The following is a 25,755-nucleotide window of genomic DNA, read 5'->3' on the forward strand; positions in this document are numbered from 1 at the left end:
CATTCGCGATTTCAGCCAATGCATCCGAGCCCTCCCTATCTCCCAGTGATCGCGAGCAAATGCATAAGGCGATTATTACGGAGCTTCCTCACCTTGACCCGCTAGCAATTGAACTCTGGCTAGTCACCGCCCTCCCGCTGGTTGAACGCTATAATGATTCGGACGCCGAGGAAATTCTGCAGAACGTTCTCGTGGCCGCACATGCTAATGATGTTCCACCAGATTTAGTGCTCGCCATTATGGAGATTGAATCGCACTTCGACCGCTTTGCGATTAGTCGTGTTGGCGCATTGGGTATTATGCAGATCATGCCATTCTGGATTGATGAGATTGGCGCACCCGGTGATAACTTGATGCAGATTGAAACTAATATTCGCTACGGCTGCGCCATCCTTCGCCACTACCTCGATAAACATGATGATTCTTGGCATCTGGCACTTGCTGCCTACAATGGCTCAAGTGGTCGGTTCACCTACAGTGAAAAAGTGATGAATGTATGGAGTCTTCGCTGGAAATATACGCGCTTAGCGGATGAGCCAACACCCTGAACGCTAACGCTCGACATCCGCGAAGTTAGTCGTTAAGATGCGCCACTTTCATACTTGTTAAATTGTGTAAAAGGTTGTTCATGGCTGCTGTAAGATTCATTCTCGGGCGTATTATCCTTATCATTGATTTTTTAACCCGCCCTAAAAAACCAGTACTTAGTAATGAAGAACTTACTAAATATGCGGCAATTACCGCTCCTTTGGCCCTCTACGAATTTCCAACCTGTCCGTTCTGTGTCAAGGTCAAGCGCCACTTTCGTCGCCGTGGACTCGATATTGAATTACGTAATGCCAAGAAGGACATTGTTTATCGTAAACAATTAGCCGAAGATGGCGGCAAGTTGAAGGCACCCTGCCTGCGTATTAAAGCGGCAGACGGAAGCCATACCTGGCTATACGAGTCCGACGACATCATTGCTTATGTAGATAGCTTAATCAACATCGAACCAACGGCTGAAGCGCTCTGATTTAACAGCGCTTCGCAGCGTTGCGCTTAGACACACCGAGAGTATAAAAAAACGGCGTTGCCCATAGGCGACGCCGTTTTATTTCCAGAGCTAGTTGATCTTCAATAGCTGTTAATTGACTAACTCTAGCGTAATAGTAGTAATGGCTTAGCGGTGTTCTCCAACACCTTTGCGGTAACACTTCCCCACAAAAAGTCGCGTAATCGGCCATGACTAAAAGCCCCCATCACTGTCAAATCCACCTTATATTCCGATTGTAAGCGACCTATCGAGGCAGCGATATCATCGGAAACACGGTGTGAAGTCATCGCAACCGAGGCTGCCTCTAAGGTATTTTTAGCCTTTTCAAGTGGCCTAATACTCGCCTCTTCAGAGCCTGCAAAGACAACATGACAATGCAGAGACTTGAGTAGCGGGCTCGAGACCACCATCTGCAACGCTTTGTCCGCTGCTTCACTGCCATCGTAGGCTAGCAAGATACTCTTTGGCTCCTGAAAGGGTTGATTAACGACTAACATCGGTCGATGCAGGCTTCGGAGTACCGATTCGATCTTATGCCCCACCCCACCTTGACCATCAGCGTGAGATTCACCCCGTATGCCGAGAACCAACACTCGAGTTTCATCCTCAAGGTCGATCAGATTTTCTGCGAGAGATCCATGACGTTGGCGCCACGAAACCTGAACCGCAGACTTAGATTCAACGCGTTCCTTCGCCGCATCAAGAATCATCTTTCCCTGGCGCATGAGAAGCTTAGCGCGCTGAGCCTCAACCTGCGTCAACTCATCTAAGAGTTCCCGCTGAGCACCCAACCCAATACTTCCCGATAAATCAGCGACCGCAGGAGTTTTTGCTTGATCAATGGTATGCAATAGCTGCAGCGGTACATCAACCGCTGCAGCAATCCAGGTGGCGTAGTCCACGACGGAGGTCGCACTCTGCGATCCGTCGACACATGCTAATACCTTTTGTTGAGTGCTTCCCATTAATGCCCTCCCATGATTTTGTCGATTTCCTCAGGCTTATCATGCACGCCAAAACGATCAATGATCGTTCGGCTCGCCGCGTTCAAGCCAATCACTTCTACTTCAGCACCTTCGCGACGGAATTTCAATACCGCTTTATCTAAGGCGCCAACTGCAGAAATATCCCAGAAATGGGCCTGCGTCAGATCGATAATGACTCGTTCGCGAACGTCTTTAAAGTTGAAGTATTCTACGAAGCGCGTAGACGAATTGAAGAAAACCTGACCGTGAAATTCATATCGAACCTCCAGGCCATCTTCGGAAGTTTGCGTCTTGCAGTACATGAAGTGCGAAATTTTATTGGCGAAAAAGAGTGAGGCCAATAGTACTCCAACAAATACACCAATCGCTAAGTTGTGCGTCATAACTACTACGGTCACTGTCGCGATCATCACAATATTGGTCGACATGGGATGAGACTTTAGGTCAACGATGGACTGCCAACTAAAGGTACCTATCGACACCATGATCATGACTGCCACCAAAGCAGCCATAGGAATCTGCGATACCCAGTCACTCAAGAAAACCACCATGGTTAAGAGGACCGCACCTGCTACAAAAGTAGACAAGCGTCCTCTACCGCCAGATTTGACGTTAATCACCGACTGACCAATCATCGCACAACCCGCCATGCCGCCCAGAAAGCCAGTGGCAATATTGGCAATACCCTGACCTTTACACTCGCGGTTCTTATCACTTTCAGTGTCCGTAAAGTCATCAATAATCGTAGCCGTCATCAACGACTCTAATAGACCAACAACCGCCATTGCTGCGGCATAGGGGAAAATAATCTGCAGAGTTTCTAGATTCAGTGGCACATCAGGGAACAAGAATATTGGTAGCGTATCGGGCAAGTCACCCATATCCCCGACAGTACGAATATCTAAACCAACAACCATGGCAAAGGCAGTACACGCAAGAATACAGACCAACGGCGAAGGAATGATTTTGCCCACAACCGGAACATAGGGGAAAAGGTAGATAATACCTAAACCTACTGCCGTCATAGCATAAACATGCCAGGTCACATTAGTCAGCTCAGGAAGCTGAGCCATGAAGATCAAGATGGCCAACGCATTCACAAAGCCCGTTACCACGGAGCGCGAGACAAAGCTCATCAATTGCCCAAGCTTTAAATAGCCCGCCACAATTTGTAATAGCCCAGTCAGCAGCGTTGCCGCAAACAAATATTCAAGTCCATGCTCCTTGACCAGCGTCACCATCAATAACGCCATCGCGCCAGTAGCCGCCGAGATCATTCCTGGTCGCCCGCCCACAATAGCAATCACTACGGCGATCGAGAACGAAGCATAGAGACCAACCTTAGGGTCAACACCAGCAATAATAGAAAAGGCAATTGCCTCTGGGATGAGCGCTAGCGCCACAACGATACCCGCTAGCACGTCACCGCGGATGTTGCCCAGCCAATCTGAGCGAGTAGAAGAAAGAATCATGATAATCCAATTGTTTAAGCGAAAAAGATAACTCCGCCAAGCTTAGTCCAGAATGACTTTGTCGGAGGAGAATAAGGCCCGTTAAAAATGGCGAGAACCTTAACAGGTTGCGGGTAGACCCTCAACCAATCCTAAGCAAATTCGACACATAGTAAGCTGAAGCGAAAAATACTCACTTCGTTCAACCAAAATTTATCGAATTTAGTATCCCCGAGTAGGACTCATCGAACTCTTCTCCAGTTCAGGTTGAATTGCTGTGGGTTAACCGTGCAAAACGCAGATTTCATTACGACAAGCTAAGTTAGTTTGCACTAACTTCGCCCCCAAACACCAAAGCTAAAAGAGCGTGATATTGATCACATTGCGGTAGCAGCTCAGATAGAAAAATCAAGAAAAAAAATACACTTTATTTTTAGTATTTTGATTGACCTTAAGCAACGGCAGTAGCACTATATCTAGTAATGAATTTGCAGTAACACACCACATGTGGTGGTTGCGAATCATACAGTCACTACTACCGTTTCACCCAGAATCACTGGAAAACATTGACTTACAGGCCATTTTGGCACCGTCAAGCTCAATGAGAACATCGCCAGTTTCACGGAAGAAACAAGACCAGACATCAGCTCAGGCTTATAACAATTAACGATTGCTGAGTGCCGATAAAAATACCGTTATTTGCGGCAGACAATCGATCAAACAAGGAGACAACGAAGTGAACCAGGCGACGTTGCTAATTACCAAACGAAGTGGCCGTACCGAGCCCATCGACTTAGAGAAGATCCACCGCGTCCTAAATTGGGCTGCCAACGGTCTAGAGGGCATTTCGGTGTCTCAGGTTGAGCTCAATGCCCAGCTGCAGTTCTACAATGGTATCACCACGAGTGAGATCCATGAGACGCTAATTAAATCGGCAGCGGACCTCATCTCTGCAGAAACACCTGATTATCAGTACTTCGCTGCGCGCTTGAATATCTTCCATCTGCGTAAGAAGGCTTACAACCAGTTTGAGCCGCCGCATCTTCGCTGCCAGGTAAAGCGATTGGTTGATATGAATCGCTACGACAAGCACTTGCTTGAAGACTACAGCTACGATGATTACGAGCAAATGAACAGCTGGATCGATCATAGCCGTGATCTCAACTTTGCCTATGCTGCCGTTAAACAGCTTGAAGGTAAATATCTGGTTCAGGATCGTGTTAGCGGAGAGTACTTCGAAAGCCCGCAGTTCCTTTATATGCTTGTGGGCGCGGCACTTTTCGCCAAATACCCGGAAGAGACTCGTTTAGACTTCGTTCGTCGCTTCTACGATGCAGCCTCCCTATTCAAGCTGTCGCTACCTACACCTATCATGTCAGGGGTTCGCACCCCAACTCGACAGTTCAGTAGCTGTGTTCTCATTGAAAGTGACGACTCGCTTGATTCAATCAACGCCTCAGCCACGGCGATTGTTCGCTACGTCAGTCAGCGCGCAGGGATTGGCATCAACGCCGGCCGAATTCGCGCCATTGGTAGTAAGATTCGTAGCGGTGAAGCGTTCCACACCGGCTGTGTGCCATTTTATAAGTACTTCCAAGCGGCAGTTAAATCCTGTTCTCAGGGTGGTGTGCGAGGTGGCGCTGCGACGCTTTTCTACCCGCTTTGGCACCTAGAAGTTGAAGACCTACTGGTACTCAAGAACAACCGTGGTGTTGAAGAAAACCGAGTCCGCCACTTGGACTATGGTGTTCAGCTAAACAAAACCATGTATCAGCGTCTGATCAAAAATGGCCACATCACGCTCTTTAGCCCTGATGAAGTGCCGGACCTCTACGATGCCTTCTTTAGCGACCAAGACGAATTCGAACGCCTCTACACTACCTATGAACAGGCGCAGAACATTCGCAAAAAGACGGTTAAAGCGGTGGATCTGTTCGCTACCCTTATGCAGGAGCGCGCCTCAACTGGACGAATCTACATCCAGAATGTTGACCACTGTAATACTCACAGCCCATTCAACCCTTATAAAGCGCCTATCCGCCAATCTAATTTGTGTCTTGAGATTGCGCTACCCACTAAGCCGTTGAATGACATCAATGACCCTGAGGGTGAAATTGCACTGTGTACTCTAGCAGCGTTTAACTTGGGCGAAATTGATGACCTCAATGAGCTAGATGAGCTGGCTGAACTCATCGTTCGCGCGCTGGATAGCCTCCTGGATTACCAGAACTACCCGGTTAAGGCAGCGGAAAATTCAAGCCTTCGTCGTCGTACATTGGGCATTGGCGTCATCAACTATGCCTACTACTTGGCGAAGAACAATGCACGCTACTCCGATGGTTCAGGGCTTGGTCTAACCCACCGAACCTTTGAAGCTATCCAGTACTACTTGCTGAAGGCCTCAAACACGCTAGCTAAAGAATTTGGCGCCTGTGAAGCATTCGGCGATACGACTTACTCAGAAGGAATTATGCCTATCGACTCTCACAAAGCTGAGGTAGATAAGTACTGTGGCGAGCCACTATTCCTAGATTGGGATTCACTGCGTAGTGAAATTGTTGAGCACGGACTTCGTAACTCTACGTTGAGTGCCTTGATGCCGAGTGAGACCTCTTCGCAGATCTCCAACGCAACCAACGGCATCGAGCCACCGCGTGGCTTAGTGAGTGTTAAATCATCTAAGGATGGTGTGTTGAAGCAGGTTCTACCCGAGTTGCACCGCCTCAAGGATCAGTACGAACTACTTTGGCAGATCCCAAATAACACCGGTTATCTGCAGCTAGTGGGCGTCATGCAGAAGTTTGTCGATCAGGCAATTTCCGCCAATACCAACTATGACCCAAGTAAGTACAAAGATAGTAAGGTGCCTATGCAGCAGCTATTCGGTGATTTACTACTGGCTTATAAGAACGGCCTCAAGACCCTGTATTACCACAACACCCGCGATGGTGCTGAAGAGAAATACCAGGACACAGCGGAAGTTCATATCGCTGAAGAGGAAGGCTGTGAAGGAGGTGCTTGCAAGATCTAATGATCTTAGCAAGCCCTCCATACAAGGAGAATATCAATGAACTACACCAGTTTTAACAAGAAGAAATTTGATGCATTTTCGCAGCCGATGTTCCTCGGCGAGAACGTCAACGTAGCGCGCTACGACCAGCAGCGCTACCCGATGTTTGAGCGTTTGATTGAAAAGCAGCTGTCTTTTTTCTGGCGCCCGGAGGAGATTGATGTCTCGAAGGACAGTAAGGATTTCAGCAAGCTACCTGACCACGAACGTCATATTTTCTTGAGTAACCTCAAATATCAAACATTACTAGATAGTATTCAGGGCCGTTCACCAAACGTCGTATTGCTACCTTTGGTATCGCTACCTGAGCTTGAAACTTGGATTGAGACCTGGGCGTTTAGCGAAACGATTCACTCGCGCTCATACACCCATATTATTCGTAACATCATGCCTGACCCGTCGGTGATCTTTGATGACATCGTTGATAATGAGGCAATCATCTCTCGTGCTAACAGCGTGACCGACTACTACGATGACTTACTCGAGTACTCGCAGGTCTACCTCCACCACGGCGAGGGAACCCATACTCTCAACGGTAAAGAAGTCACGATTTCTAAGCGCGAGCTTAAGAAGAAGATTTTCTTGACGATCGTATCGGTTAACGTATTGGAAGCGATTCGCTTCTACTGCTCGTTCGCCTGTAGTTTTGCGTTTGCTGAACGTGCCATCATGGAAGGTAATGCTAAGATCATTCGCCTTATCGCCCGCGATGAAGCGCTGCACCTTAGCGGCACGCAGTTCATGATCAACCAGATGGCTAACGGCGCAGATGATCCAGAATTTGCCGAAATCGCACTAGAGACACGTAACGAAGTCATAGCGATCTTCCGTGAAGCGGCAGAGCAGGAAATGGAGTGGGCTGATTACCTGTTCAAGGACGGCTCAATGATTGGCCTGAACAAAGACATCTTAGTGCAATACATTGAATTCATCACCGACAGTCGACTTCGTGATGTCGGCTATCCTGAGCTTTATGGCCGCTCAAGTAACCCGCTTCCTTGGATGGATTCTTGGTTACGAAGTGATTCGGTTCAGGTTGCACCGCAGGAGACAGAAATCACCTCTTACCTTGTTGGCGCAATCGACAGTAAAGTTGACATCGATTCATTCGCCGATATGGAGCTATAAGTTAGCTCCATAATACCGTCCTTTCAACTCAATACTAACACCCGGCGATCGACTGCAAGGGCATGAGTTGAAGGGACGCGTCCTATCTTACCAGCCGGCGACCGCCGCACCCTTAAACAACTCTTCAGCCTTCTCAATCACTTCCGATGTTTGATAGCTTTGCACCAGCTGTGCAATACGTGGATCCGAAGCGTTATCGATACGTGACACGATTAAGTTTACATAGGGGCTCTCTTTGTTCTCAACCACCAGCGCATCACGGGTAGGAATTAACCCTGAAGGAACCGAGTAAGTACTGTTGATAAAAGCAATGGCCACGTCATCTAAGCTACGCGGCAACTGTGCCGCATCCAGTTCGATAAACTCCAGATTAAGTGGATTGGAAATAACATTTGAGGGAGTTGCTTCTAAATTGGTTGCGTCATCCAAGCCAATATAGCCTTCCTGATCCAACAACAGCAGCGCGCGCGCCTCATTAGTTGGATCATTCGGAATCGCGACCTTGTCACCCGGTTTTAGATCCTCAAGCTTCGTAAGCGTTTTAGAGTAGCCACCAATAGGATAGACAAACGTGGCCGCCACCTTTTGCAGCGCAAAATTTCGATCGCTGATCATACTATTGAGATAAGGTTCGTGCTGAAAAGCGTTTAAATCCAGTGAGCCGTCCGCGAGTGCGACATTCGGTGAGATGTAGTCAGAGAATTCGATCAATTCAACTTCCAAATCAAAATCTGCCAATGCCTTATCGGCCGCGACTTTCATAAGGTCCGCTTCCGGGCCGGCCATCACACCAACCCGAAGGCGATCCGAACCACTATCGCTACAGGCGAACAAATTAACCAACAAGACCGGTAACGCCAACAGTTTCAAAAATTTCATAACACGTCCTATTTTTTATCTACTCGACGAACAAGATAATCGCCGAAACTTTGAATAACCTGAACCATGATAACTAAGACTACTACCGTGGCGAGCATCAACGGCCCATCAAAACGTTGATAACCATAGCGAATGCCTAGGTCTCCCAGACCTCCTCCTCCAATCGCACCGGCCATAGCCGAGTAGCTCACTAACGTTACCAAGGTTAACGTTATGCCGTGGATCAACCCTGGCATCGCCTCAGGCAAAAGCACTTTGATAACAATTTGCAATGGGCTAGCGCCCATGGACTGAGCGGCCTCAATAATACCGCTTGGTACCTCTGCGATAGCACCTTCTACGATGCGAGCAACAAAGGGGATTGCCCCCAGTGTTAACGGAACAATAGCTGCCGAGGTACCAATAGAGGTGCCAATAATGATTCGCGTTAAGGGAATAATCGCCACCAGGAGAATAATAAAGGGAACTGAACGCGCCGCATTGACAATTGCCCCAACACTTCGATTAACTAGACGATTCTCGAGCAGTTTGTGTTCTCGCGTTAGGTAGAGGATTACTCCTAATGGGATGCCCACCAAGGCACTCAGTAATCCGGATACGCCAACCATGTAGAGGGTATCAATGACCGCAGGCCCAAGGAGGTGAAAATTTTCATACCACATAGCCAAGCACCTCCACGGTTACGTTCGCTTCATCTTTCAATCGTCTAATTGCTCTACTAACATTCTCGTCTGTGCCGCTTAACTGCGCAGTAAGGAAACCCATCGTTTGACCATTAAGCAGCTCTAATGAGCTTTGCATAATACTAAGGTCTACCTCACAATCCCGACTTACCTGACTGATAAGCGGCGTTGACGCATTCCCGCCAAGAAAAGAGATGCGAATAATGGGTTCATCGTTACCCGAGGATGCTCGCTGTAATTTCGCTTCGATAGCCTCTGGAAGCTTCTCATGGAGTGCGCTCTTCACAAACTCGCGCGCTAAATCAGTCTTTGGGTGAACGAAGAAGGAGGGCACATCATTCTCCTCCACAATTTTACCATCGGAAATAATCGCCACCCGATCACACACCGACTTAACCACTTCCATTTCATGGGTAATCAAGAGAATAGTGATTCCCAACTCGCGATTGATGTCTCGCAGCAGGGCCAAAATAGACTGGGTAGTATGTGGGTCCAAAGCACTGGTGGCCTCATCGCAGAGCAGAACCTTAGGCTTCGCCGCTAAAGCACGAGCAATGGCCACCCGCTGCTTTTGTCCACCAGAAAGCTGGCTGGGGTATTGGTTTGTCTTGGTCGATAGTCCAGTCAGTGTTAGTAGCGGCTCAACCGCCGCGTTAATTTCCTCGGTCGACGCGCCCTGAAGCTCTAAGGGGAACGCGATGTTATCGTACACTGTACGTGAGCTAAGGAGATTAAAATGTTGAAAAATCATCCCTATCTCGCGACGAGCCAAACGCAAGCCCTTTTCACCCAATGCCGTTAAATCGGTACCATCTACTACTACGGATCCAGTGGTGACACTCTCGAGGCCGTTAACACAGCGAATGAGCGTGCTTTTACCGGCTCCCGACGAGCCAATAACGCCCATAATGCAGCCTGCCGGTACCGTTAGGTTGACATCATCGAGTGCGGAAATCTGTTGCTGACCTACCGAGAAGGTCTTACTGACATTGACTAACTCTATCATGCGGTCTTAAAACCTAATTTTAAAAGAGTCGAAGCCTATATTCTTTGCGGCCTAGGGTCAATCCGAAGAGCCCGCAAGCTCAGTGTGAATAGCGCTAGCACAGGCCACGGCTGAAGCCCATGCCCACTGGAAGTTGAAACCACCGAGGTGCCCAGTGACGTCCAACACTTCGCCCACGAAGTACAGGCCAGGTTGGCACTTACTTTCAAGGGATTTGGAGCTGACTTCATCCACATTCACGCCACCTAGAGTCACTTCTGCTGTGCGATAGCCCTCGGTGCCTGAAGGGCGCAGCGGCCACGCATTAAGAGACTCAGCCAACTGACTGATATCGTCATTTGAGAGCGATGCCATGGTTCGAGATAAGTCAAAGATGCCGTCGAAGGCTTCGGTGATTGCCTTAGTCCAATGATTTACGAGCAGCGTCTTCAGCTGCTTCTTAGGTGCTTCACTGCGCAGTGAGGTTAACCATTCACTCGCGTCAATATCCGGTAGCAGGTTGAGGGTGAGCACATCACCCGCGTCCCAGTAGGAGGAAATTTGGAGAATGGCTGGACCGCTTAACCCCCGATGGGTAAACAGCACACCGCCGCGAAAACTCGTATCACCAACACTCGCCACGGCATCAATTGAACTACCCGATAAACTGGCAAAGAGCGTTTTATGTTGATCGCTAAAGGTGAAAGGCACCAAGCCCGCGCGTCGGGGTTGAAGCGAGTGCCCAAACTGCTCGGCAATTTCGTAGCCAAAACCCGTGGCTCCTAGAGTAGGAATCGATAATCCGCCCGTAGCAATCACTAGTTTTTTAGCTTTGATGTTACCCAGGGTTGAAGCAAGCTGATAACCCTGTTCTGTTGTCGAGACCTGACTAATGGAGCAATTCATGTGCAGCTCGGCACCGGCCCTATCTAACTCTTCCAGTAACATTTCTAGGATAGCTTTGGCTTTGCCGTCGCAGAAGAGTTGGCCCAACTCCTTTTCGTGGTAGCCAATACCGTGCTTATCGACTAACTGAATAAAGTCCCATTGGGTATAGCGCGAGAGCGCACTCTTACAAAAATGTGGGTTTTGAGATAGGAAACGATCGGGTTCAACGTAATAGTTAGTAAAGTTACAGCGCCCACCGCCGGACATCAGAATTTTCTTACCCGGTTTATTGGCGTGATCCACCAATAGAACTTTATGGCCGAAGTTAGCAGCGGTGATAGCGGCCATTAAACCCGCCGCGCCTGCGCCGATTACCAACACATCACAGTGCATTATGTTTGCGTCCTAGTAGGCACCCAAGGTACCAAAAAGATTAAAAGCGCTCTGGAAGTTTTTTCAATAGGGTGACATGACGATTTTCTACCGAGATGTACTCTCCCATGACGAGCTCCTTAAGAATACGCGCAATCATCTCACGCGACGACCCCACACGGTCAGCAATATCCTGCTGCGTCAGACGGTCGGCAATATACCTCAGGCCATCGGTATCAGCCGGTCCAGCCATTCCCTCGAGGACATGACGTACACGCGAATAGACGTCCTGCAGTGCGAGTCCGCGAATTTTATCGGTCATCCGACGAATGTGCTGAGTCAGTGAGGAGATTAAACGCTGCGCCATCTTTGGCTCATTCTCCAACCAACGGGCGAAATCATCTTTGCTTAGGAATAACAGATCGGTATTTTCCATTGCCATGACGGTAGCCGACCGAGGCTCACCATCGAGCAAACTCAACTCGCCAACGGCGTCGCCAGCTTGCTGAATGTTGAGGATAAACTCTTTATGTTCTTGGGCCACATAGACCTTAAGACGCCCCTTCTGGATAAGATACAGCCCAGTAGCGTCATCGCCTTCGCTAAAGAGATTCTCGCCGGCGAGCAACCGCTGTCGCTTTAGCATGCCGCGTAATTGTTCAAGAGCTTCGGCCGGTAAGCCGCTGAATAGTTCAACTTGTGAGAGCGTTGTCATGTTTAAACCAACTTTGTTTTAGGATTTACGATAAGCCTACGTTACAATAAACGGTAATAATCACAAAAGCTATGGTACTGATGTCTTCTTTTGACGTATTACCCAGCGCGCTTGCTGCCGCGCATTACTACTTTTGTGCCGCCAATGAGCAAGAGTTAGCCCAACAATTCACTGAGCTCTGGCGCACTCAACAACTCGAGGCCCTGCATCGTGCCATCGAAAGTGCGCTTAACCCTAATGAAAGCACGCCAAAAGACGTTCACTATATCGCGGCACTTCAGGAACTCAAGAATCTTCAGGTTCACCTGCATAGTTTACGCTTCGAAAAGCTCAAGGCGACCGATAACAAAGGTCATATTCTAGTAGTCAGCCCGGATGAACCTATTCGCAAACAGGTGTGTCGTCCACTAGAACGCATTGGCCACCACCTTAAGATAGCCAGTTCCGAGCGCTCAACCTATGATGCGCTGGCTCGCCAGCATTCAGAGCTCATACTCATTGACCTCGCGGTGGATAACTTCCGCGGACTACAACTACTGCGAAAGCTCAAGGCTGACCCACAGTATAGTAATCTCCCGGTTATTCTCTTCGCTAAATCACCCAATACCGATATTGCCGCCGAAGCGATTTCGAGTGGTGCCTACGACTTTCTGTCCAAACCCTTTCAGGGCGCTATGTTCAACGCCCGCATTGCCGCGGCACTGAATAATAGTCAACAGCGCGAGCTGGAGGATTTCGAGAACCGTCAGGCCGAGCGAAAGCACCAACTGATGCATCAGTTAGCGGGCCGCTTTCTCAATCACGCGGTAGTGGATACGCTATTAAGTCAGCCTCAGGGAACTGACCTAGGTGGTGAGCTCCGAGAAGTCACTCTCCTTATGTGTGATATGCGAGGCTTTACCACTATTGCTGACTCCCTTGAACCGCAACAGGTGGTGACGCTGCTCAACCACTATCTGGGCGCCATGACCGAGGTCGTCCACGAACACGGCGGCATCGTGAATGAATTTGAAGGTGACTCCCTACTCGCCCTCTTCAATGCTCCACTCCAGTTACATGAACATACCGTTTCCGCCCTGCGCTGCGCCGTAGCCATGCAGCAAGCTATTCATGAGGTGAACGAAAAGAACGCGCGAGATCAGCTGCCTAATATTGGCATTGGTATTGGTGTCGTTCGTGGCGAAGTGGTAGTCGGCAATATGGGCAGCGAGCGACGGACTAAATACGGCGTCGTTGGGAGTCCCGTTAACTTAGCGGCCCGACTGCAGTCTGCGGCGGCGGCGGGAGAAATTGTAGCACTCGCTTCACAGCTGGGCGAGGGTGCCGGCGGCGCGAGAATTCTCCGAACTCAGAAAGTTCTGCCTAAGGGTTTTTTGAATGAAGTGGAAGTAGCGGTATTGGTGGCGCCGGATGTTGAGGCCTAGCTAACCTCGAAGACTAACTGTCAACTGAAACTAACTATCTGCTAGCTTAGAGATAAATCCTATCCCGTTCTAATTCACCCCAACTCGCTAGTCAGCCACCGCCATCACAGGTAGAATAGCGCTCTAAATGACAATCAAGAGAAGTAGCTTAGTATCATGAGCAAACATACTGTATTAACGGGAATCACCACTACCGGCACGCCACACTTGGGAAATTATGTGGGCGCCATTCGCCCTGCTATTGAAGCCAGCAAGCAGGCCGACGTAGATTCCTTCTATTTCATGGCGGATTTCCACGCGCTGATCAAGTGCCAGGACCCCGAAGCCATTGCCCTCTCCTCCAAAGAGATTGCCGCTACCTGGCTGGCTCTGGGCTTGGATACCGATAACGCCACCTTCTATCGTCAATCGGATATCCCAGAAATTCCCGAGCTAACTTGGGTATTAAACTGCCTTACGGCTAAAGGCCTAATGAATCGTGCTCACGCCTATAAAGCTGCGGTGCAAAGCAATCTTGATGAAGGGCTTGATGCGGACGCGGCTGTTACCATGGGACTATTCTCCTACCCGGTGCTGATGGCGGCCGACATCCTAATGTTTAACGCCCACAAAGTACCCGTTGGCAAAGATCAAATTCAGCATGTTGAAATGGCCCGTGATGTGGCTGCGCGCTTTAACCATCATTACGGTGAGACTTTCACGCTGCCAGAGGCTGTAGTGGGCGATAACGTTGCGGTACTGCAAGGTCTAGATGGCCGGAAGATGTCAAAGAGTTACGGCAACACTATTCCACTTTTCCTCACCGAGAAGAAACTCAAAAAGCACATCAATAAAATTAAGACCAATCTGCTAGAACCTGGCGAGCCTAAAGATCCAGATACTTCTACGGTGTTCCAGATTTGGGAAGCCTTTGCCACGCCATCACAAACCGCTGATATGCGTAAAGCCTTTGCTGAGGGTATTGCCTGGGGCGAAGCCAAAAAGCAGCTGTTTGAACTGGTGAACGAAGAAATCTCCGACGCGCGAACCCGCTATGAAGAGATCTTGGCGGATCCAAGCTACATTGAAGCGGAGCTTCTTAAGGGCGCAGAAAAAGCCAGAGCTCACGCTACGCCGCTACTGGACAAAGTCCGTAAGGCAGTGGGTATTCGCAGCTACCGCTAGTATTGCCCCGCAAAATTAGCAGTCACCACAGAGCTTATTCGTTCTGGCTAACGCCAATAACGATTAAGCTTTTTTTTCGCCCAGCCATCTTAAGCGAGACTATTAAATCGAAAACATTTGACACAGATGTTAAGTTTAATTAACATTAGACAAAGCATAAGGAGAGCTGTCATGGATAACACAAACGAGACAACTACAGAAACAACGTTAGAAGCTACGGAAAACGCTCCCGTGTCACCCACCGAGCAGGAACGATCAGTCGGTGCCCTAGCGCACTTACTCACGCTTACTGGTTTTATCATTCCGCTAGGTGGATTAATCGCTCCATTGATTGTTTATTTAGTGAAAAAGGACGAATCTAGCTTCGTTGCAGCGCAAGCGCTCGAGGCGATTAACTTCCAGATCACGCTATTTATTGCAACGCTGATCTGTATCGCCTTGGTGTTTACCTTAATCGGTATTCCGTTCGCGGTATTGGGTCTACTCACCCTGGTCATCGCGGATGTGGTATTGGTCATTATTGCAGCGGTTAAGGTGAGTGACGGTAAAGAGTTCCGCTACCCCTACTGTATTCGTATTCTTTAAGGCGGGAGGTCAACATGGATAAGTTTGAGAAAGTTGGTTACAGCGCCCTCGCTGTGTTGGCAATCATCTATTTGAGCGCACTGCTTATTGGTTTGATTGCCGCTTTCCCACTGGGCCTAATTGGTTTCATTGGCCTGATTGGCGTTGGCGCGCTCTTTATTAAGGTAGTCAAAGAGCGTTTAGCCAGCAAAGAGGATGATTACTACTCGAAGAACGTGGAGAAATAATTATGATCATAACCACTCAAGACCAACTCGTTGGTTACCGTATTGTCGATACCTTGGGCTTAGTTCGCGGTAACACCATTCGAGCTCGCCACGTAGGTAATGACATTTTGGCCGGACTGCGCTCAATTGTTGGCGGGGAAATTACCGAGTATACCAAGATGATGGCTGAATCCCGCGAGCAGGCACTCGATAGAATGACGGACGAAGCTCAGCAATTAGGCGCCAATGCTATTGTCGCGATGCGCTTAACAACCTCTCCAGTAATGCAAGGGTCCGCAGAGCTGCTAGCCTACGGCACCGCCGTTAGAGTAGAAAAAGAGAGCTGAAATCTAGGCGAATGATTTGCGTGCGCTGGTGCGAGCTAAAGTTATTATCACTTATTAGCACCAGTCGCCCGTAAGAATCAATCACCGCGCCTTCAATATTATCACTATCAATTCCTAACTCCGCTAGTTCAAACCAACGTTGTTTATTCACCGTACTCGGTACTTCCTCTGCGTTAACTAACTCAAACACAAAGAAGACGATTTTATTCCCTACACCAGGTTCGTAGTGCCTTTCTACCGCGAAGAAATAGCTTGGCGGTGTGGCAGTTTCTAGTGTTTCCAAGCCAATCTGATCAGCACTTGGCGGCTTCTCCTGACGCACTAACGGCGGTAACACACCCAGCGCCACCAACCCTCGATCAACCTTTTCCGACACTTCATCCAATGGATAATATCCTCTGATGACCGCATCCCCAGTAGCGGTGTTAATCGCCACCAACGGAGTGAGTAAATGTCGATCTATAGGATAATTCAGTGGCGGCTTTTCCAATGCGGTTAACAGCGAGCCATCGGCAATCCGCGTTAAAGCCTCAAAGGTTCCGTTAGACACCAGCTCTAAATCCGCCAATTCAGGAGGCAGGAGGATTGATTCGCTTACCCTGCCCTGGTGGTCGATATGAAAGAGGAATTGATCAGGGTTTTCTACGGTTAGTTCAGCACTCATCCACCAGCCCGAAGATGAAGTCTCCAAGCCCTCACCATCTAGCTGCATAGCACTCATCGGCTCACCTGACGGGTGAATTAAGGGGAGCGGCTGTTCCCAGCTCAGCTCATCACCGCTAAAGCAGAAGCGAAAAATTGACGGTTTGTCTCGCGCGTCACTTACCGCTGCATAACAATCGCCGTCTGAATAGGACAATCCAGATAGCCCACCCAATCGCTCGCCATGAATCTCCTGTTCATGATCAAATTCATGGTACTCAATAGCAAGGGAAGATAGCGGCGGAGTTAACACCAACGCGGTGAGTAAGCTCAACATTCGGGCGGCCTCAGTTAATCAATCAACTTAAACTCATCTAAACGTATTTTCGTCGTAAAGGCTAGCCTGCTGAGTACCTCGTTCGACGTGAACGAAGTACTGCTTGAGGCATTAGGAGAGAACGATAATCGTAGCGATTAGGTCGCTAGGACAAAACGTACGCTATCAAGACGAGCATCAATGGCATTGATTGCATTAACCACGCCATCGCGTTGCGCTATTAATGCATCCACTTCGTCCTGGCGAATACTTGGGTTTCGTAACCGCAGCGATTCGAGACGTTCAATTTCCTGATTGAAAAAATCTTCCGCATCGTAGGCGGCATCCACACACTCGGCACTAATATCCGCTTCAGCGAATTCACCGGCAACCTTAATCATTCGTTTTAGCTGCGGTGTCAGTTTTTCAACCACCGCTTGAACAGGCTTTCTGTCTAGCTTAATGCGATGTTCATCGATGGATTCAGAGCTGACTGGGTCACTCCATACCTCGCCATTCTTCAGTACTACACGAAGTGGCTGCATGGGTGCAAAGCGAGCAACCTGCAACGCCTTCGGCGCCACATGGAGTGGTTTGAAGAAGCATTCAAGCAGAATAGTACCGGCTGCGACATCCGGGTGTTTAACCACCGCGGCCTGGGCAGTCCCGTAATCGCCGCTCGTAAGCAGCTCAATGAACTCAATCACTAGCGGGTGTTCCCAGGTTAACCACTCTACATCCTCGCGCGCGAGGGCTATTTCACGGTCGAAGGTACCGGAGAGCCCCTCCGGAGTGAGTGATGAGAGCTGCTCGATCATTCGGTGGCCCGTGGGGCGAATGAGGTAGATGCGCTCAGACAGCTTCTCACTTTCAATCCCAAAGCGGTCAAACGCATCGAGTAACCAGAGCTCTAGTTCTGGGTCATCGTCCTGCTCGTCCACCTCATCCACTACCTTCTGCGCTTGCTCTGGTTGGTGCGATGACCGTTCAAGCAGGCAATCACGGCCATCCGCTAAGCGCTCGCGAACTGCTTCCGCCTCACGCTGAAGATCTTCAATCAACCCACTTTCTAGATCCATCGGATCATTCAGCAGTGCCGAAATTTCATCGTGCTTGGACTGGAAAACAATACCGTTAGCGGCCGAGGTACTGACGAATGCCGACAGCCCTTCATCGTAAACATTGAATAGTGCCTCGCCGGCAGAACACTCAAAATATGGCACATGGACGGTAACGCGACGAGATTGACCAATACGGTCCAAGCGTCCAATACGTTGTTCTAACAGGTCGGGATGGCCGGGTAAATCAAACATCACCAAATGACAAGCGAACTGGAAGTTACGCCCTTCACTGCCTATTTCAGAGCACAGAAGAACTTGTGCGCCATCCTCTTCATCAGCGAACCAAGCAGCCGCCCTATCGCGGTTAATTAAGCTGAGCCCTTCGTGGAAAGCTCCCGCGCGAACGCCATGTCTTAGAGTTAACCAGGATTCCAACTCTTCAACCGTTTCACGATGCTGAGCAATCACTAGCACCTTCTCTCGCTTGTGCGTCTTCAGGAAGTCGAGTAACCACTGGCTACGAGGGTCCGACTCGATCCATCCTTCACCCAATTGCTTTTCGGGTGTTAACCCAGCAAAGCCCGTCAGCGCCTCTGGAGGAAGCTGATCGCCGTTTAGTGGATAACTTTCTAAGGTTCGACCCGGCAGTAGGTCAGCAATCACTTTACGCGTGTTGCGGAACATCACTCGCCCAGTACCGTGACGGTCGAGCAGCGTGTCGTACAACCAATCCAAACGCTCCTGCCCCTGATGTTGGTTCAGGGCGGTGAGCTCATCCTCACTTAAAATTACCTTCAAGGCCTCAAAGCTTGGTTCGTCGCCACCTTCAAGCGCTTTGAGAATTTCATTCACCTGACGGAACTGTTGTTCTTCACGCTGCCACTCGGCGAAACTTCCATAGCGCGCCGGATCAAGCAAGCGCAGTCGGCCGAAGTGACTTTCCTCACCCATCTGTTCAGGTGTCGCGGTTAACAGCAACAGTCCTCGTGCTTGAATGGTCAACTGCTCTACGCAGCTGTATTCCCAAGGACTGCCTTCTTCCTGCCATTCAATATGATGGGCTTCGTCAACAACCAATAAATCCCAGTCCACGGCAAGGGCCGCCTGAAGATGATCCAAATCACCGGAGATTAAAGATAGAGGACAAAGTACCTGCTGTGCGCCAAGGAACGGATTTTCATCAGTATCAGCGAACGAGGACTCATCAATGATGCTAAACATCAAGTTAAAGCGACGACGCATCTCTACCAACCACTGATGCACAAGCGAGTCAGGCACTAAAATCAGGACTCGACTGGCTCGCCCCGTTAATAATTGCTGATGAATAATCAAACCCGCTTCAATGGTTTTACCCAAGCCAACTTCATCGGCCAACAGCACCCTTGGGGCGTGGCGCTGACTAAGTGAGTGAGCGATATGTAACTGGTGGCGTACAGGCGTAACCCGCGGCCCAACAAGACCTCGAACGGGAGATTCCTCTATCTTGGGGAGCATTTGGGAAACGTCACGACGCATTCGGAACCAGCTAGCACGATCCCAGCGACCGCGCATTAGACGCTCCATACTTGGAAAACGGGTGGTACCGGAAATGATCTGCGTTTCAACTACCGAGCGATCAGTACTCAGGTGGTAGATACAAATACCATTGTCGTCATCAACATCGGTGACACTTGCGGTCTCACCTTCGCCGTATTCAACCACGTCACCAACCTCGAAGCGAACCCGGCTTAGCGGCGCGTCGTTCATCGTATAGGTTCGATCTTCACCGCTGGTTGGGAAGAAGATACGCACGCGGCGATTCTCGGCTTCAACCACCATACCAAGCCCTAATTCTGGCTCGCTATCACTAACCCAGCGCTGTCCCGCTGTAAAACTCTGACGACTCAATGTACTCTCTCCGCGATCAAGGGTTGCGGCGGCGTATACTAAAGAAATTCTCTCGAATAACAATCACTAAAACCGCTGCGTTCATCAAAGGAAGCTCCTGCTAATAGATTAGCGCCTTGAACATCGCTTCGCTGAGTTTTTTTCGGCTTATCTCAAGCGGTTAATAGGCGAAACTTTCCAACGACTAAAGGCTAAAGATTTCAAGGTAAGCGGGCGCCAACGTCACCGCCGATAAACATGATACATCAGCATTTTCACGTGGCCTCATAAGCACCTCAATGGCCGCTTCCGCTTCTTCCTCTGATGGCTGCGCTGAGGACTGATGACATTGCTGTGCAAACCACTCGGGGTAGGCCAATCTAGCTGGAGCGATTACACTGCAACCGGCCGCTGCGCCCTCTAACAAACTCAAACCCTGAAAGTCGTGGATTGCTGTGGATAGCACATGGGTCGCGCCCGCTAATAAATCTAAGTAATCCTGACGTTCGCCCATATAGCCAATCTGCCCCAGGTACCGGGAGCCTTCGTATTTGGTAAGTAACTGTTGTAGCGCATCGGGGACACGGCGAAATCGCTGACCCACAATATGTAAGGTGAAATCAAACTGTTTCTGTACCAAGGTATCGACCAACAGCGCCAGGCGGTCTGGCCCTTTGTCATACTCCCAGCGATGATTCCAAACAATACTTGGCGGCGCATCGGCTGATTCATCCCTACGAAATGCATCGCTGGCGATGGGTACCGGCAAAACATGTGCTTTAGCCAGCAAACTGTCTATCATTTCCGGGGAGCTGAAGTCAGGTAATTTCTTAAAGAGACGCTTCGCACCCTGGCGAAAACTAGCCAGATTAAATTGCGAATTGAATAGGATGGTATCTGCCGATAGCGCTGAGTAGATGGAGGTAAGCTGTTGATCAACCAACCCCTTGCGCTCAACACTATTTGGATAAGCAAACTGATTCTCGTGAAAGTAACACACCCACGGAAGGGTCGAATACTGGGGGAAAAAGCCGCGTAGCGCCGCCATATCAACCATAGAAGTTGCCACAACCATGGTGGGCTCAAAGGCCTCAATTTGCGCTCTATAATGCGTCGCAAAAGCCAGTGATGAACCGCGGGTTCGCCAACTGAAATGGCGTGGCGGCAGCGACAACTCAAGCCATTGTGCTTGAGGAAGGATCTGCCTTAACTGCTGGCACCAATAGGCGTGAGACGCCGCATGGTAGCCAGAGAGAAGAAGAATTCGCACCGAATCAGCGGGCGGCGCCGGGTGCGTTCTTCATCATATAAAAGGCTTTTAGTACCGCAACGAGGTTGAAGGAGTCCATACTACCTGCAAGCTCTCGGATCGAGTGCATCGCAAAAGTCGGGACGCCGACGTCTATGGTCTTAACGCCTAGTTCGGCTGCTGTGATGGGGCCAATGGTTGAGCCGCAGCCCATATCGGCGCGGGTAACAAAGGCCTGACAGGCTACACCCGCGTCAGCGCAGAGCATCCTAAATTGAGCCGATGTCTCACTTGTGGTTGCATAACGCTGATTCGCGTTGATCTTAATGACCGGACCTTGATTTAACAGAGGACCATGGTTGTTGTCATGCTTATTAACATAGTTGGGGTGGATCCCATGGGCATTGTCCACCGAGATCATCATTGATCTGTCTAGCACGCGGGCCACCGACTCATCATCACCCAACCAGCGACGCAATAAGCTCTCTAGCATTGGACCCTGAGCGCCCGTGGCAGACATTGAGCCAACTTCCTCATGATCGGTAGCAATTAACACTGTCGAGACGTCAGTACCCGACGCGATCATAGCTTCCAAGCCAATATAGCAAGACAGCAAATTATCCAGGCGAGCACTGGCGATAAAGTCTTTATTAATCCCCACCAGGCCAGCGCGTTGGACATCGTAGAAGCTTAGCTCGTGATCGAGAATACTATCTATTTGGAGGTCTGAGTAATTGGCTTCAATGTAGTTCAGCAGGAGAGCATTGAGCGTTGGCTTATGGTCATCATCACACTGGCCCAGAACTGGAGCCATTTCCTCCTGAGGATTAGGAGCACCTTTGTTATTCGCCTCGCGATCAAGGTGAATGGCCAAATTTGGGATTATCGCAATGGGGTCCTCGAAGTTCACGAGCACATTTTTCAACTTTCCATGAACATCACGAATGGTTACGCGCCCAGCAAGACTAAGATCCCTATCCATCCAAGGAGCGCGAAGTACGCCACCATAAACTTCTACACCTAGCTGCCAATAGCCCTTTGAGTAAATGTCCGGCTGCGGTTTCACCTTGAGGTTCGGCGAGTCTGTGTGTGCTCCCACCATACGGATGCCCGTTTCAACCTCATCTGACAGCCCCTTTACGAAGGCGATAATTGAGGCATCATTACGAGTTATATAATAGCGACCACCACGAACAAGATTCCATTCATCGCCTTCGTGAAGACGGGTAAAACCGGCATCGCTGAGGGCATTAGCCATATTCTCAACAGCATGAAACGGCGTTGGTGAAGCGGCTAAAAAATTAAGTAGACCACGGTTGAAAGTGTCGATCATCACATCCTCTTGGCTCAATCTAGCCCTTGTTATTATCGTAGAGAGAAAGCATTTTTTGTGCGATTCGTTCGGGCGTTTCCTGCATAAAACAATGCCCCCCAGATTCGCGATATAGTTCCATCTTAGCGTTAAGCTGAGCAACTTCAAGTATTGCTCGCTGCTGGAAGGGGTAAGTTTGATCTCCGTAGAGCACATCCACGGGTACTGTAATCTTTCTCACTGCAGGTCGAAGCCCACGCGCGTAACTGCCAAAAATCTGCGCCTCTAACGCCGGTGAGGTAGTGAGACGAACTCCGTTTTCCGCTTCACTGAAATTGGCATCGGCAAAGTCTCGCAGGGCCTCGGGATCCCAATTAGCAAAGACACCTTTACCCTCAAGCTGCTGGCAGACCGCCTCCTTTGACGGGAAATGGGCTCTCCGGCGGCGTGTCATCGCAATCATGGGATGAAAATTTCCTAGCCCGACTGCACAGACGAAGCGAGTGAACCAAACTGTTCTGCGTGGCAGATAAATGGGATCGAGGAGTAATAGCTGATCAAATAAGTGTTGGTGTTTAGCTGCAATAAGCGTCGTGAGAACACCGCCAAAACTATGCCCAGCTCCTAGGCACGTTTTCCAATTTGCACGTTTTTCCTGAACTAAGTCAGCGATGGCCTCGGCCCATTCATTCCAGCCCTCAAATTTTCCGGTAGCCGGGTTATTACCGTGCCCCTGAATTTCAGGCAAAAATAAATCAAATCGCTCTGATAACTGAGTAAGTAGCTTCTGGTAAGTTCGCGGAGCGAAACCGTTGCCATGGAGAAACACCAGCACCGGACGCTGACCAATATTCGGTGACTCGTAATACGCCAGGTTCAAACCGTTAGTGGTTCGATAGTGCTTGTGATTCAACGCTAAAGACATCAATACAACCTGTTAATATTCGATGTTATCGATGTGTTGCAAACGAGCTAACAGGCTAGAGGTATCCCAACGGCCTCCCCCTGCACGCTGAACATCACCATAGAACTGATCGACTAGGGCAGTCATCGGCACACTCGCACCCTGTTGATCCGCTTCAGCTAAGACAATCGCAAGATCCTTGCGCATCCAGTCTACGGCAAAACCGTGTTCGTACTCGCCAGCCAGCATAGTTTGATAGCGATTTTCCATCTGCCAAGATTGGGCTGCACCCTTTGAGATCACCTCAATCACTGCCGCTGCATCAAGGCCTGCTTTTTGGGCAAAATGTAGCCCCTCTGATAGACCTTGGACGATGCCGGCAATACAAATTTGATTAACCATCTTAGTGAGCTGACCTGATCCCACTGGCCCCATCAGCTTCACCGATTGAGCGAAGTGATTCATCAGCGGCGCTACGCGATCAAACACTGCCTGATCACCGCCGCACATTACGGTTAGCTTACCGTTTTCTGCGCCAGCCTGACCACCGGATACGGGCGCATCAATAAACGCTAGGCTTAACTTTTTCGCCGCTTCCGCAAGCTCTCTGGCCACGTCAGCAGAGGCGGTAGTATGATCAACAAAAACACTGCCCGCTTTCATGCTCGAAAAGGCACCGTCATCTCCTAAACACACGGAGCGAATATCGTTATCGTTACCGACACAGGCGAATACGACATCTGCATTAACCGCGGCTTTGGCCGGCGTCGCCTCGGCAGCGCCGGGGTAGGTAGCCACCCAACGTTCGGCCTTTGCCGTGCTGCGATTGTAAACCACCACGTTATGACCAGCTTTCGCCAAGTATCCCGCCATTGGGAAACCCATGACGCCTAAGCCTAAAAATGCAACGTTCATATCCTGAGCCCTATATCAAAACAACGATGAGTAACGCGCCAAGTGCGAAGCGATAGATAACGAATGGCAACATTCCCAACTGATCCAACCAGCGCATAAATAGCTTAATACATACGAAGGCACTGATAAATGAGATTACTAGACCAAACAGCACTGGAATCCAATCGATGCTCGGTGCCGCCAATAACTCAGAAGCTTTGTATGAGCCGGCCGCCGCAATAAGCGGAATCGATAGCAGAAACGAAATGCTCGCCGCCGCTCTTCTTGAATAGCCCAAGAACAGCGCCGTCGTCATGGTAATTCCTGAGCGAGAAACTCCTGGAACCAACGCGAGCGCTTGTGCAACTGCAATCCAGAACATATGGCGAGGCGTTAGCTCATCACGAGTTCGGATACGCCTGCCGATAACGTCGGCATACCAGAGCAACGCACCAAATAAAATTGTGGTCCCGGCGATTATCCACCCAGAGCGGAGATACAGTTCGACAAAATCATTGAGTAGTCGCCCAACAATCACAGCGGGGATCGTAGCGAAAAGTATCATCCAGGCGAAAGTTGAGTCAGGGCTGCGGACTCCCGAAAACCAACCAAACCATGCCCTAGTAAAGCGGACTACTTCAACGCGAAAGTGAATCATAACCGCCATTAACGTTCCAACATGAACCGCTACATCGAAGGCCAGACCTTGATCGGGCCAACCGAAGATGGCCGTTGGGAGAATCAGGTGGGCCGAACTACTAATTGGTAAAAACTCAGTTAGCCCTTGAATCACTGCCAACAAAAAAGCATGGAATAAATCCATCTCAACTCCAAGTTACGACGATTTAAATTGATCAACCAGTTTCACGCGCTTTTTCCAACTTACTTCGTTGCGCAGATATACGGGTTCCACATCATCAGCCAAATCGGCGTCGCCGCGAACAAAGGCTTCCACCGCCAAGCGCGCAATAAACGCCGCTTGTGGATCTATCTGACCTTTAAATTTTGTGCCGGCCGAACGCCGCTGAGCGTCATTAATCATTTCAAAGCCTGTGCCGATGATCACTTCATCGGCAGTAAACACTTCAATTTGATCTGGGGAAATCAGTCTATCTGATAGTACTGGGATCACTGTATCACCCACTCGCTCCCAAATACCCTCATAACATTCAGACATACGTGCATCCTGAATAACGTGACAGCGGGATACCTCGTACTCTTCAGCTGCCTGAAGTGCCATCGCACCCAGCGTCGAGACCCCGACTACCGGTTTATTCACCGAAAAAGCCAAGCCTTGTACAACCCCTAGGCAAATTCGAAGCCCCGTAAAGCTGCCTGGACCCGCTCCATAGGCAATACAGTCAACATCGTTGAGCGTTAGCTGAGCCTCGGCAAGTACATCATCTACCATGGGTAGGAGGCGCTTTGTATGTTGCCTAGCGGCCTGCTCGAAACGCTGAACACAACCCTCCGCACTGAGCAGCGCTACCGAGCAGGCGTCAGTAGAGGTATCGAGGGCCAAAATAGTGGGGGCTTTAGACATAGCTTTTCCCTAGTAATAAACAAAACAGGCCCCATTAAAGGAGCCTGTC

At 49.6% G+C, this 25,755-nt stretch carries 24 protein-coding genes; 9 read left to right on the forward strand and 15 right to left on the reverse strand.

Features of this window, described 5'->3' with window-relative positions:
* The first annotated feature begins 59 nt into the window (after positions 1 to 59).
* Both Q0698_RS04955 and Q0698_RS04960 read left to right on the forward strand, forming a co-directional pair.
* Positions 60 to 548 carry a lytic transglycosylase domain-containing protein gene (locus tag Q0698_RS04955; protein WP_298634321.1) on the forward strand — a complete coding sequence of 163 codons (489 nt, stop codon included), beginning with the start codon at positions 60 to 62 and terminating at the stop codon, positions 546 to 548.
* 80 nt (positions 549 to 628) lie between these two features.
* The gene (locus Q0698_RS04960) at positions 629 to 1,015 is read left to right on the forward strand and encodes a glutathione S-transferase N-terminal domain-containing protein (protein WP_298634323.1); all 387 of its coding nucleotides are present in this window, start codon (positions 629 to 631) and stop codon (positions 1,013 to 1,015) included.
* Between the two features lie 125 nt (positions 1,016 to 1,140).
* Here Q0698_RS04960 and Q0698_RS04965 read toward each other — a convergent pair whose 3' ends face one another.
* Positions 1,141 to 2,001 carry a universal stress protein gene (locus Q0698_RS04965; RefSeq protein WP_298634325.1) on the reverse strand — a complete coding sequence of 287 codons (861 nt, stop codon included), beginning with the start codon at positions 1,999 to 2,001 and terminating at the stop codon, positions 1,141 to 1,143.
* Positions 2,001 to 3,491, reverse strand: coding sequence for a SulP family inorganic anion transporter (locus Q0698_RS04970; RefSeq protein ID WP_366140283.1), 1,491 nt, complete (start codon positions 3,489 to 3,491; stop codon positions 2,001 to 2,003). Before Q0698_RS04970 ends, Q0698_RS04965 begins: the two co-directional genes overlap by 1 nt.
* Before the next feature lie 718 nt (positions 3,492 to 4,209).
* Between Q0698_RS04970 and nrdA the strand changes: the two genes are divergently transcribed.
* Positions 4,210 to 6,504, forward strand: coding sequence for a class 1a ribonucleoside-diphosphate reductase subunit alpha (nrdA, locus tag Q0698_RS04975; protein ID WP_298634329.1), 2,295 nt, complete (start codon positions 4,210 to 4,212; stop codon positions 6,502 to 6,504).
* Between the two features lie 36 nt (positions 6,505 to 6,540).
* Complete coding sequence (gene nrdB / locus Q0698_RS04980) at positions 6,541 to 7,671, forward strand: class Ia ribonucleoside-diphosphate reductase subunit beta (protein WP_298634331.1); 1,131 nt, start codon at positions 6,541 to 6,543, stop codon at positions 7,669 to 7,671.
* A gap of 87 nt (positions 7,672 to 7,758) precedes the next feature.
* Here the strand turns inward: nrdB and Q0698_RS04985 are convergent, their stop codons facing one another.
* The 5 genes from Q0698_RS04985 to Q0698_RS05005 are packed head-to-tail and all read right to left on the reverse strand — an operon-like array spanning position 7,759 to position 12,193.
* The gene (locus Q0698_RS04985; RefSeq protein WP_298634334.1) at positions 7,759 to 8,550 is read right to left on the reverse strand and encodes a MetQ/NlpA family ABC transporter substrate-binding protein; all 792 of its coding nucleotides are present in this window, start codon (positions 8,548 to 8,550) and stop codon (positions 7,759 to 7,761) included.
* An 8-nt stretch (positions 8,551 to 8,558) separates the two neighbouring features.
* Entirely contained in the window at positions 8,559 to 9,212 is a 654-nt protein-coding gene (locus Q0698_RS04990; protein ID WP_298634336.1) for a methionine ABC transporter permease, read from the reverse strand.
* Positions 9,202 to 10,239, reverse strand: coding sequence for a methionine ABC transporter ATP-binding protein (locus Q0698_RS04995; RefSeq protein ID WP_298634337.1), 1,038 nt, complete (start codon positions 10,237 to 10,239; stop codon positions 9,202 to 9,204). Before Q0698_RS04995 ends, Q0698_RS04990 begins: the two co-directional genes overlap by 11 nt.
* Before the next feature lie 57 nt (positions 10,240 to 10,296).
* Entirely contained in the window at positions 10,297 to 11,499 is a 1,203-nt protein-coding gene (locus tag Q0698_RS05000; RefSeq protein ID WP_298634339.1) for an NAD(P)/FAD-dependent oxidoreductase, read from the reverse strand.
* Between the two features lie 40 nt (positions 11,500 to 11,539).
* A complete protein-coding gene (locus tag Q0698_RS05005; RefSeq protein WP_298634341.1) occupies positions 11,540 to 12,193 on the reverse strand; it encodes a Crp/Fnr family transcriptional regulator in 654 nt (217 codons plus the stop codon).
* Positions 12,194 to 12,273: 80 nt separating this feature from the next.
* On the opposite strand from Q0698_RS05005, the gene Q0698_RS05010 reads away from it, so the two are divergent.
* The 5 genes from Q0698_RS05010 to Q0698_RS05030 all read left to right on the forward strand — a co-directional run bounded on the left by Q0698_RS05010 (position 12,274) and on the right by Q0698_RS05030 (position 15,919).
* Positions 12,274 to 13,617, forward strand: coding sequence for an adenylate/guanylate cyclase domain-containing protein (locus tag Q0698_RS05010; RefSeq protein WP_298634343.1), 1,344 nt, complete (start codon positions 12,274 to 12,276; stop codon positions 13,615 to 13,617).
* A gap of 156 nt (positions 13,618 to 13,773) precedes the next feature.
* The gene (locus Q0698_RS05015; protein ID WP_298634345.1) at positions 13,774 to 14,781 is read left to right on the forward strand and encodes a tryptophan--tRNA ligase; all 1,008 of its coding nucleotides are present in this window, start codon (positions 13,774 to 13,776) and stop codon (positions 14,779 to 14,781) included.
* A 171-nt stretch (positions 14,782 to 14,952) separates the two neighbouring features.
* Positions 14,953 to 15,366: a DUF4870 domain-containing protein gene (locus tag Q0698_RS05020; protein WP_298634347.1), complete on the forward strand. Its 414-nt coding sequence runs from the start codon at positions 14,953 to 14,955 to the stop codon at positions 15,364 to 15,366.
* Between the two features lie 14 nt (positions 15,367 to 15,380).
* Positions 15,381 to 15,593, forward strand: a complete 213-nt coding sequence (locus Q0698_RS05025) for a hypothetical protein (RefSeq protein ID WP_121877045.1) — start codon at positions 15,381 to 15,383, stop codon at positions 15,591 to 15,593.
* A 2-nt stretch (positions 15,594 to 15,595) separates the two neighbouring features.
* Entirely contained in the window at positions 15,596 to 15,919 is a 324-nt protein-coding gene (locus Q0698_RS05030; protein WP_298634351.1) for a YbjQ family protein, read from the forward strand.
* Here the strand turns inward: Q0698_RS05030 and Q0698_RS05035 are convergent.
* The 8 genes from Q0698_RS05035 to tsaB all read right to left on the reverse strand — a co-directional run bounded on the left by Q0698_RS05035 (position 15,897) and on the right by tsaB (position 25,706).
* Positions 15,897 to 16,898, reverse strand: coding sequence for an esterase-like activity of phytase family protein (locus Q0698_RS05035; RefSeq protein WP_298634352.1), 1,002 nt, complete (start codon positions 16,896 to 16,898; stop codon positions 15,897 to 15,899). The genes Q0698_RS05030 and Q0698_RS05035 overlap by 23 nt on opposite strands.
* 137 nt (positions 16,899 to 17,035) lie before the next feature.
* Positions 17,036 to 19,825, reverse strand: a complete 2,790-nt coding sequence (gene rapA, locus Q0698_RS05040; protein WP_298634354.1) for an RNA polymerase-associated protein RapA — start codon at positions 19,823 to 19,825, stop codon at positions 17,036 to 17,038.
* A gap of 184 nt (positions 19,826 to 20,009) precedes the next feature.
* On the reverse strand, positions 20,010 to 21,074 hold the full coding sequence (locus tag Q0698_RS05045; protein ID WP_298634356.1) for a DUF3524 domain-containing protein: 1,065 nt from the start codon (positions 21,072 to 21,074) through the stop codon (positions 20,010 to 20,012).
* A gap of 4 nt (positions 21,075 to 21,078) precedes the next feature.
* Positions 21,079 to 22,386, reverse strand: coding sequence for a M18 family aminopeptidase (locus Q0698_RS05050; protein ID WP_298634358.1), 1,308 nt, complete (start codon positions 22,384 to 22,386; stop codon positions 21,079 to 21,081).
* A gap of 19 nt (positions 22,387 to 22,405) precedes the next feature.
* Entirely contained in the window at positions 22,406 to 23,290 is an 885-nt protein-coding gene (locus Q0698_RS05055) for an alpha/beta hydrolase (protein WP_298634360.1), read from the reverse strand.
* A gap of 12 nt (positions 23,291 to 23,302) precedes the next feature.
* A complete protein-coding gene (locus Q0698_RS05060) occupies positions 23,303 to 24,184 on the reverse strand; it encodes an NAD(P)-dependent oxidoreductase (RefSeq protein ID WP_298634362.1) in 882 nt (293 codons plus the stop codon).
* A gap of 10 nt (positions 24,185 to 24,194) precedes the next feature.
* Positions 24,195 to 24,986, reverse strand: a complete 792-nt coding sequence (locus Q0698_RS05065; protein WP_298634364.1) for an undecaprenyl-diphosphate phosphatase — start codon at positions 24,984 to 24,986, stop codon at positions 24,195 to 24,197.
* Positions 24,987 to 24,998: 12 nt separating this feature from the next.
* Complete coding sequence (gene tsaB / locus Q0698_RS05070; RefSeq protein WP_298634366.1) at positions 24,999 to 25,706, reverse strand: tRNA (adenosine(37)-N6)-threonylcarbamoyltransferase complex dimerization subunit type 1 TsaB; 708 nt, start codon at positions 25,704 to 25,706, stop codon at positions 24,999 to 25,001.
* Positions 25,707 to 25,755 lie beyond the last annotated feature (49 nt).

It is taken from the genome of uncultured Umboniibacter sp., from assembly GCF_947497555.1.
In the GTDB taxonomy this organism is placed as follows: domain Bacteria; phylum Pseudomonadota; class Gammaproteobacteria; order Pseudomonadales; family DSM-25080; genus Umboniibacter.

What these genes read in the sequence shown, in the direction of transcription:
- Q0698_RS04955 (WP_298634321.1), top strand. Translation starts at nt 60, where the DNA reads ATGCATAAGGCGATTATTACGGAGCTTCCTCACCTTGACCCGCTAGCA.
- Q0698_RS04960 (WP_298634323.1), top strand. Translation starts at nt 629, where the DNA reads ATGGCTGCTGTAAGATTCATTCTCGGGCGTATTATCCTTATCATTGAT.
- Q0698_RS04965 (WP_298634325.1), bottom strand. Translation starts at nt 2,001, where the DNA reads ATGGGAAGCACTCAACAAAAGGTATTAGCATGTGTCGACGGATCGCAG.
- nrdB (WP_298634331.1), top strand. Translation starts at nt 6,541, where the DNA reads ATGAACTACACCAGTTTTAACAAGAAGAAATTTGATGCATTTTCGCAG.
- Q0698_RS04985 (WP_298634334.1), bottom strand. Translation starts at nt 8,550, where the DNA reads ATGAAATTTTTGAAACTGTTGGCGTTACCGGTCTTGTTGGTTAATTTG.
- Q0698_RS04990 (WP_298634336.1), bottom strand. Translation starts at nt 9,212, where the DNA reads ATGTGGTATGAAAATTTTCACCTCCTTGGGCCTGCGGTCATTGATACC.
- Q0698_RS04995 (WP_298634337.1), bottom strand. Translation starts at nt 10,239, where the DNA reads ATGATAGAGTTAGTCAATGTCAGTAAGACCTTCTCGGTAGGTCAGCAA.
- Q0698_RS05000 (WP_298634339.1), bottom strand. Translation starts at nt 11,499, where the DNA reads ATGCACTGTGATGTGTTGGTAATCGGCGCAGGCGCGGCGGGTTTAATG.
- Q0698_RS05005 (WP_298634341.1), bottom strand. Translation starts at nt 12,193, where the DNA reads ATGACAACGCTCTCACAAGTTGAACTATTCAGCGGCTTACCGGCCGAA.
- Q0698_RS05010 (WP_298634343.1), top strand. Translation starts at nt 12,274, where the DNA reads ATGTCTTCTTTTGACGTATTACCCAGCGCGCTTGCTGCCGCGCATTAC.
- Q0698_RS05015 (WP_298634345.1), top strand. Translation starts at nt 13,774, where the DNA reads ATGAGCAAACATACTGTATTAACGGGAATCACCACTACCGGCACGCCA.
- Q0698_RS05020 (WP_298634347.1), top strand. Translation starts at nt 14,953, where the DNA reads ATGGATAACACAAACGAGACAACTACAGAAACAACGTTAGAAGCTACG.
- Q0698_RS05025 (WP_121877045.1), top strand. Translation starts at nt 15,381, where the DNA reads ATGGATAAGTTTGAGAAAGTTGGTTACAGCGCCCTCGCTGTGTTGGCA.
- Q0698_RS05030 (WP_298634351.1), top strand. Translation starts at nt 15,596, where the DNA reads ATGATCATAACCACTCAAGACCAACTCGTTGGTTACCGTATTGTCGAT.
- Q0698_RS05035 (WP_298634352.1), bottom strand. Translation starts at nt 16,898, where the DNA reads ATGTTGAGCTTACTCACCGCGTTGGTGTTAACTCCGCCGCTATCTTCC.
- Q0698_RS05050 (WP_298634358.1), bottom strand. Translation starts at nt 22,386, where the DNA reads ATGATCGACACTTTCAACCGTGGTCTACTTAATTTTTTAGCCGCTTCA.
- Q0698_RS05055 (WP_298634360.1), bottom strand. Translation starts at nt 23,290, where the DNA reads ATGTCTTTAGCGTTGAATCACAAGCACTATCGAACCACTAACGGTTTG.
- Q0698_RS05060 (WP_298634362.1), bottom strand. Translation starts at nt 24,184, where the DNA reads ATGAACGTTGCATTTTTAGGCTTAGGCGTCATGGGTTTCCCAATGGCG.
- Q0698_RS05065 (WP_298634364.1), bottom strand. Translation starts at nt 24,986, where the DNA reads ATGGATTTATTCCATGCTTTTTTGTTGGCAGTGATTCAAGGGCTAACT.
- tsaB (WP_298634366.1), bottom strand. Translation starts at nt 25,706, where the DNA reads ATGTCTAAAGCCCCCACTATTTTGGCCCTCGATACCTCTACTGACGCC.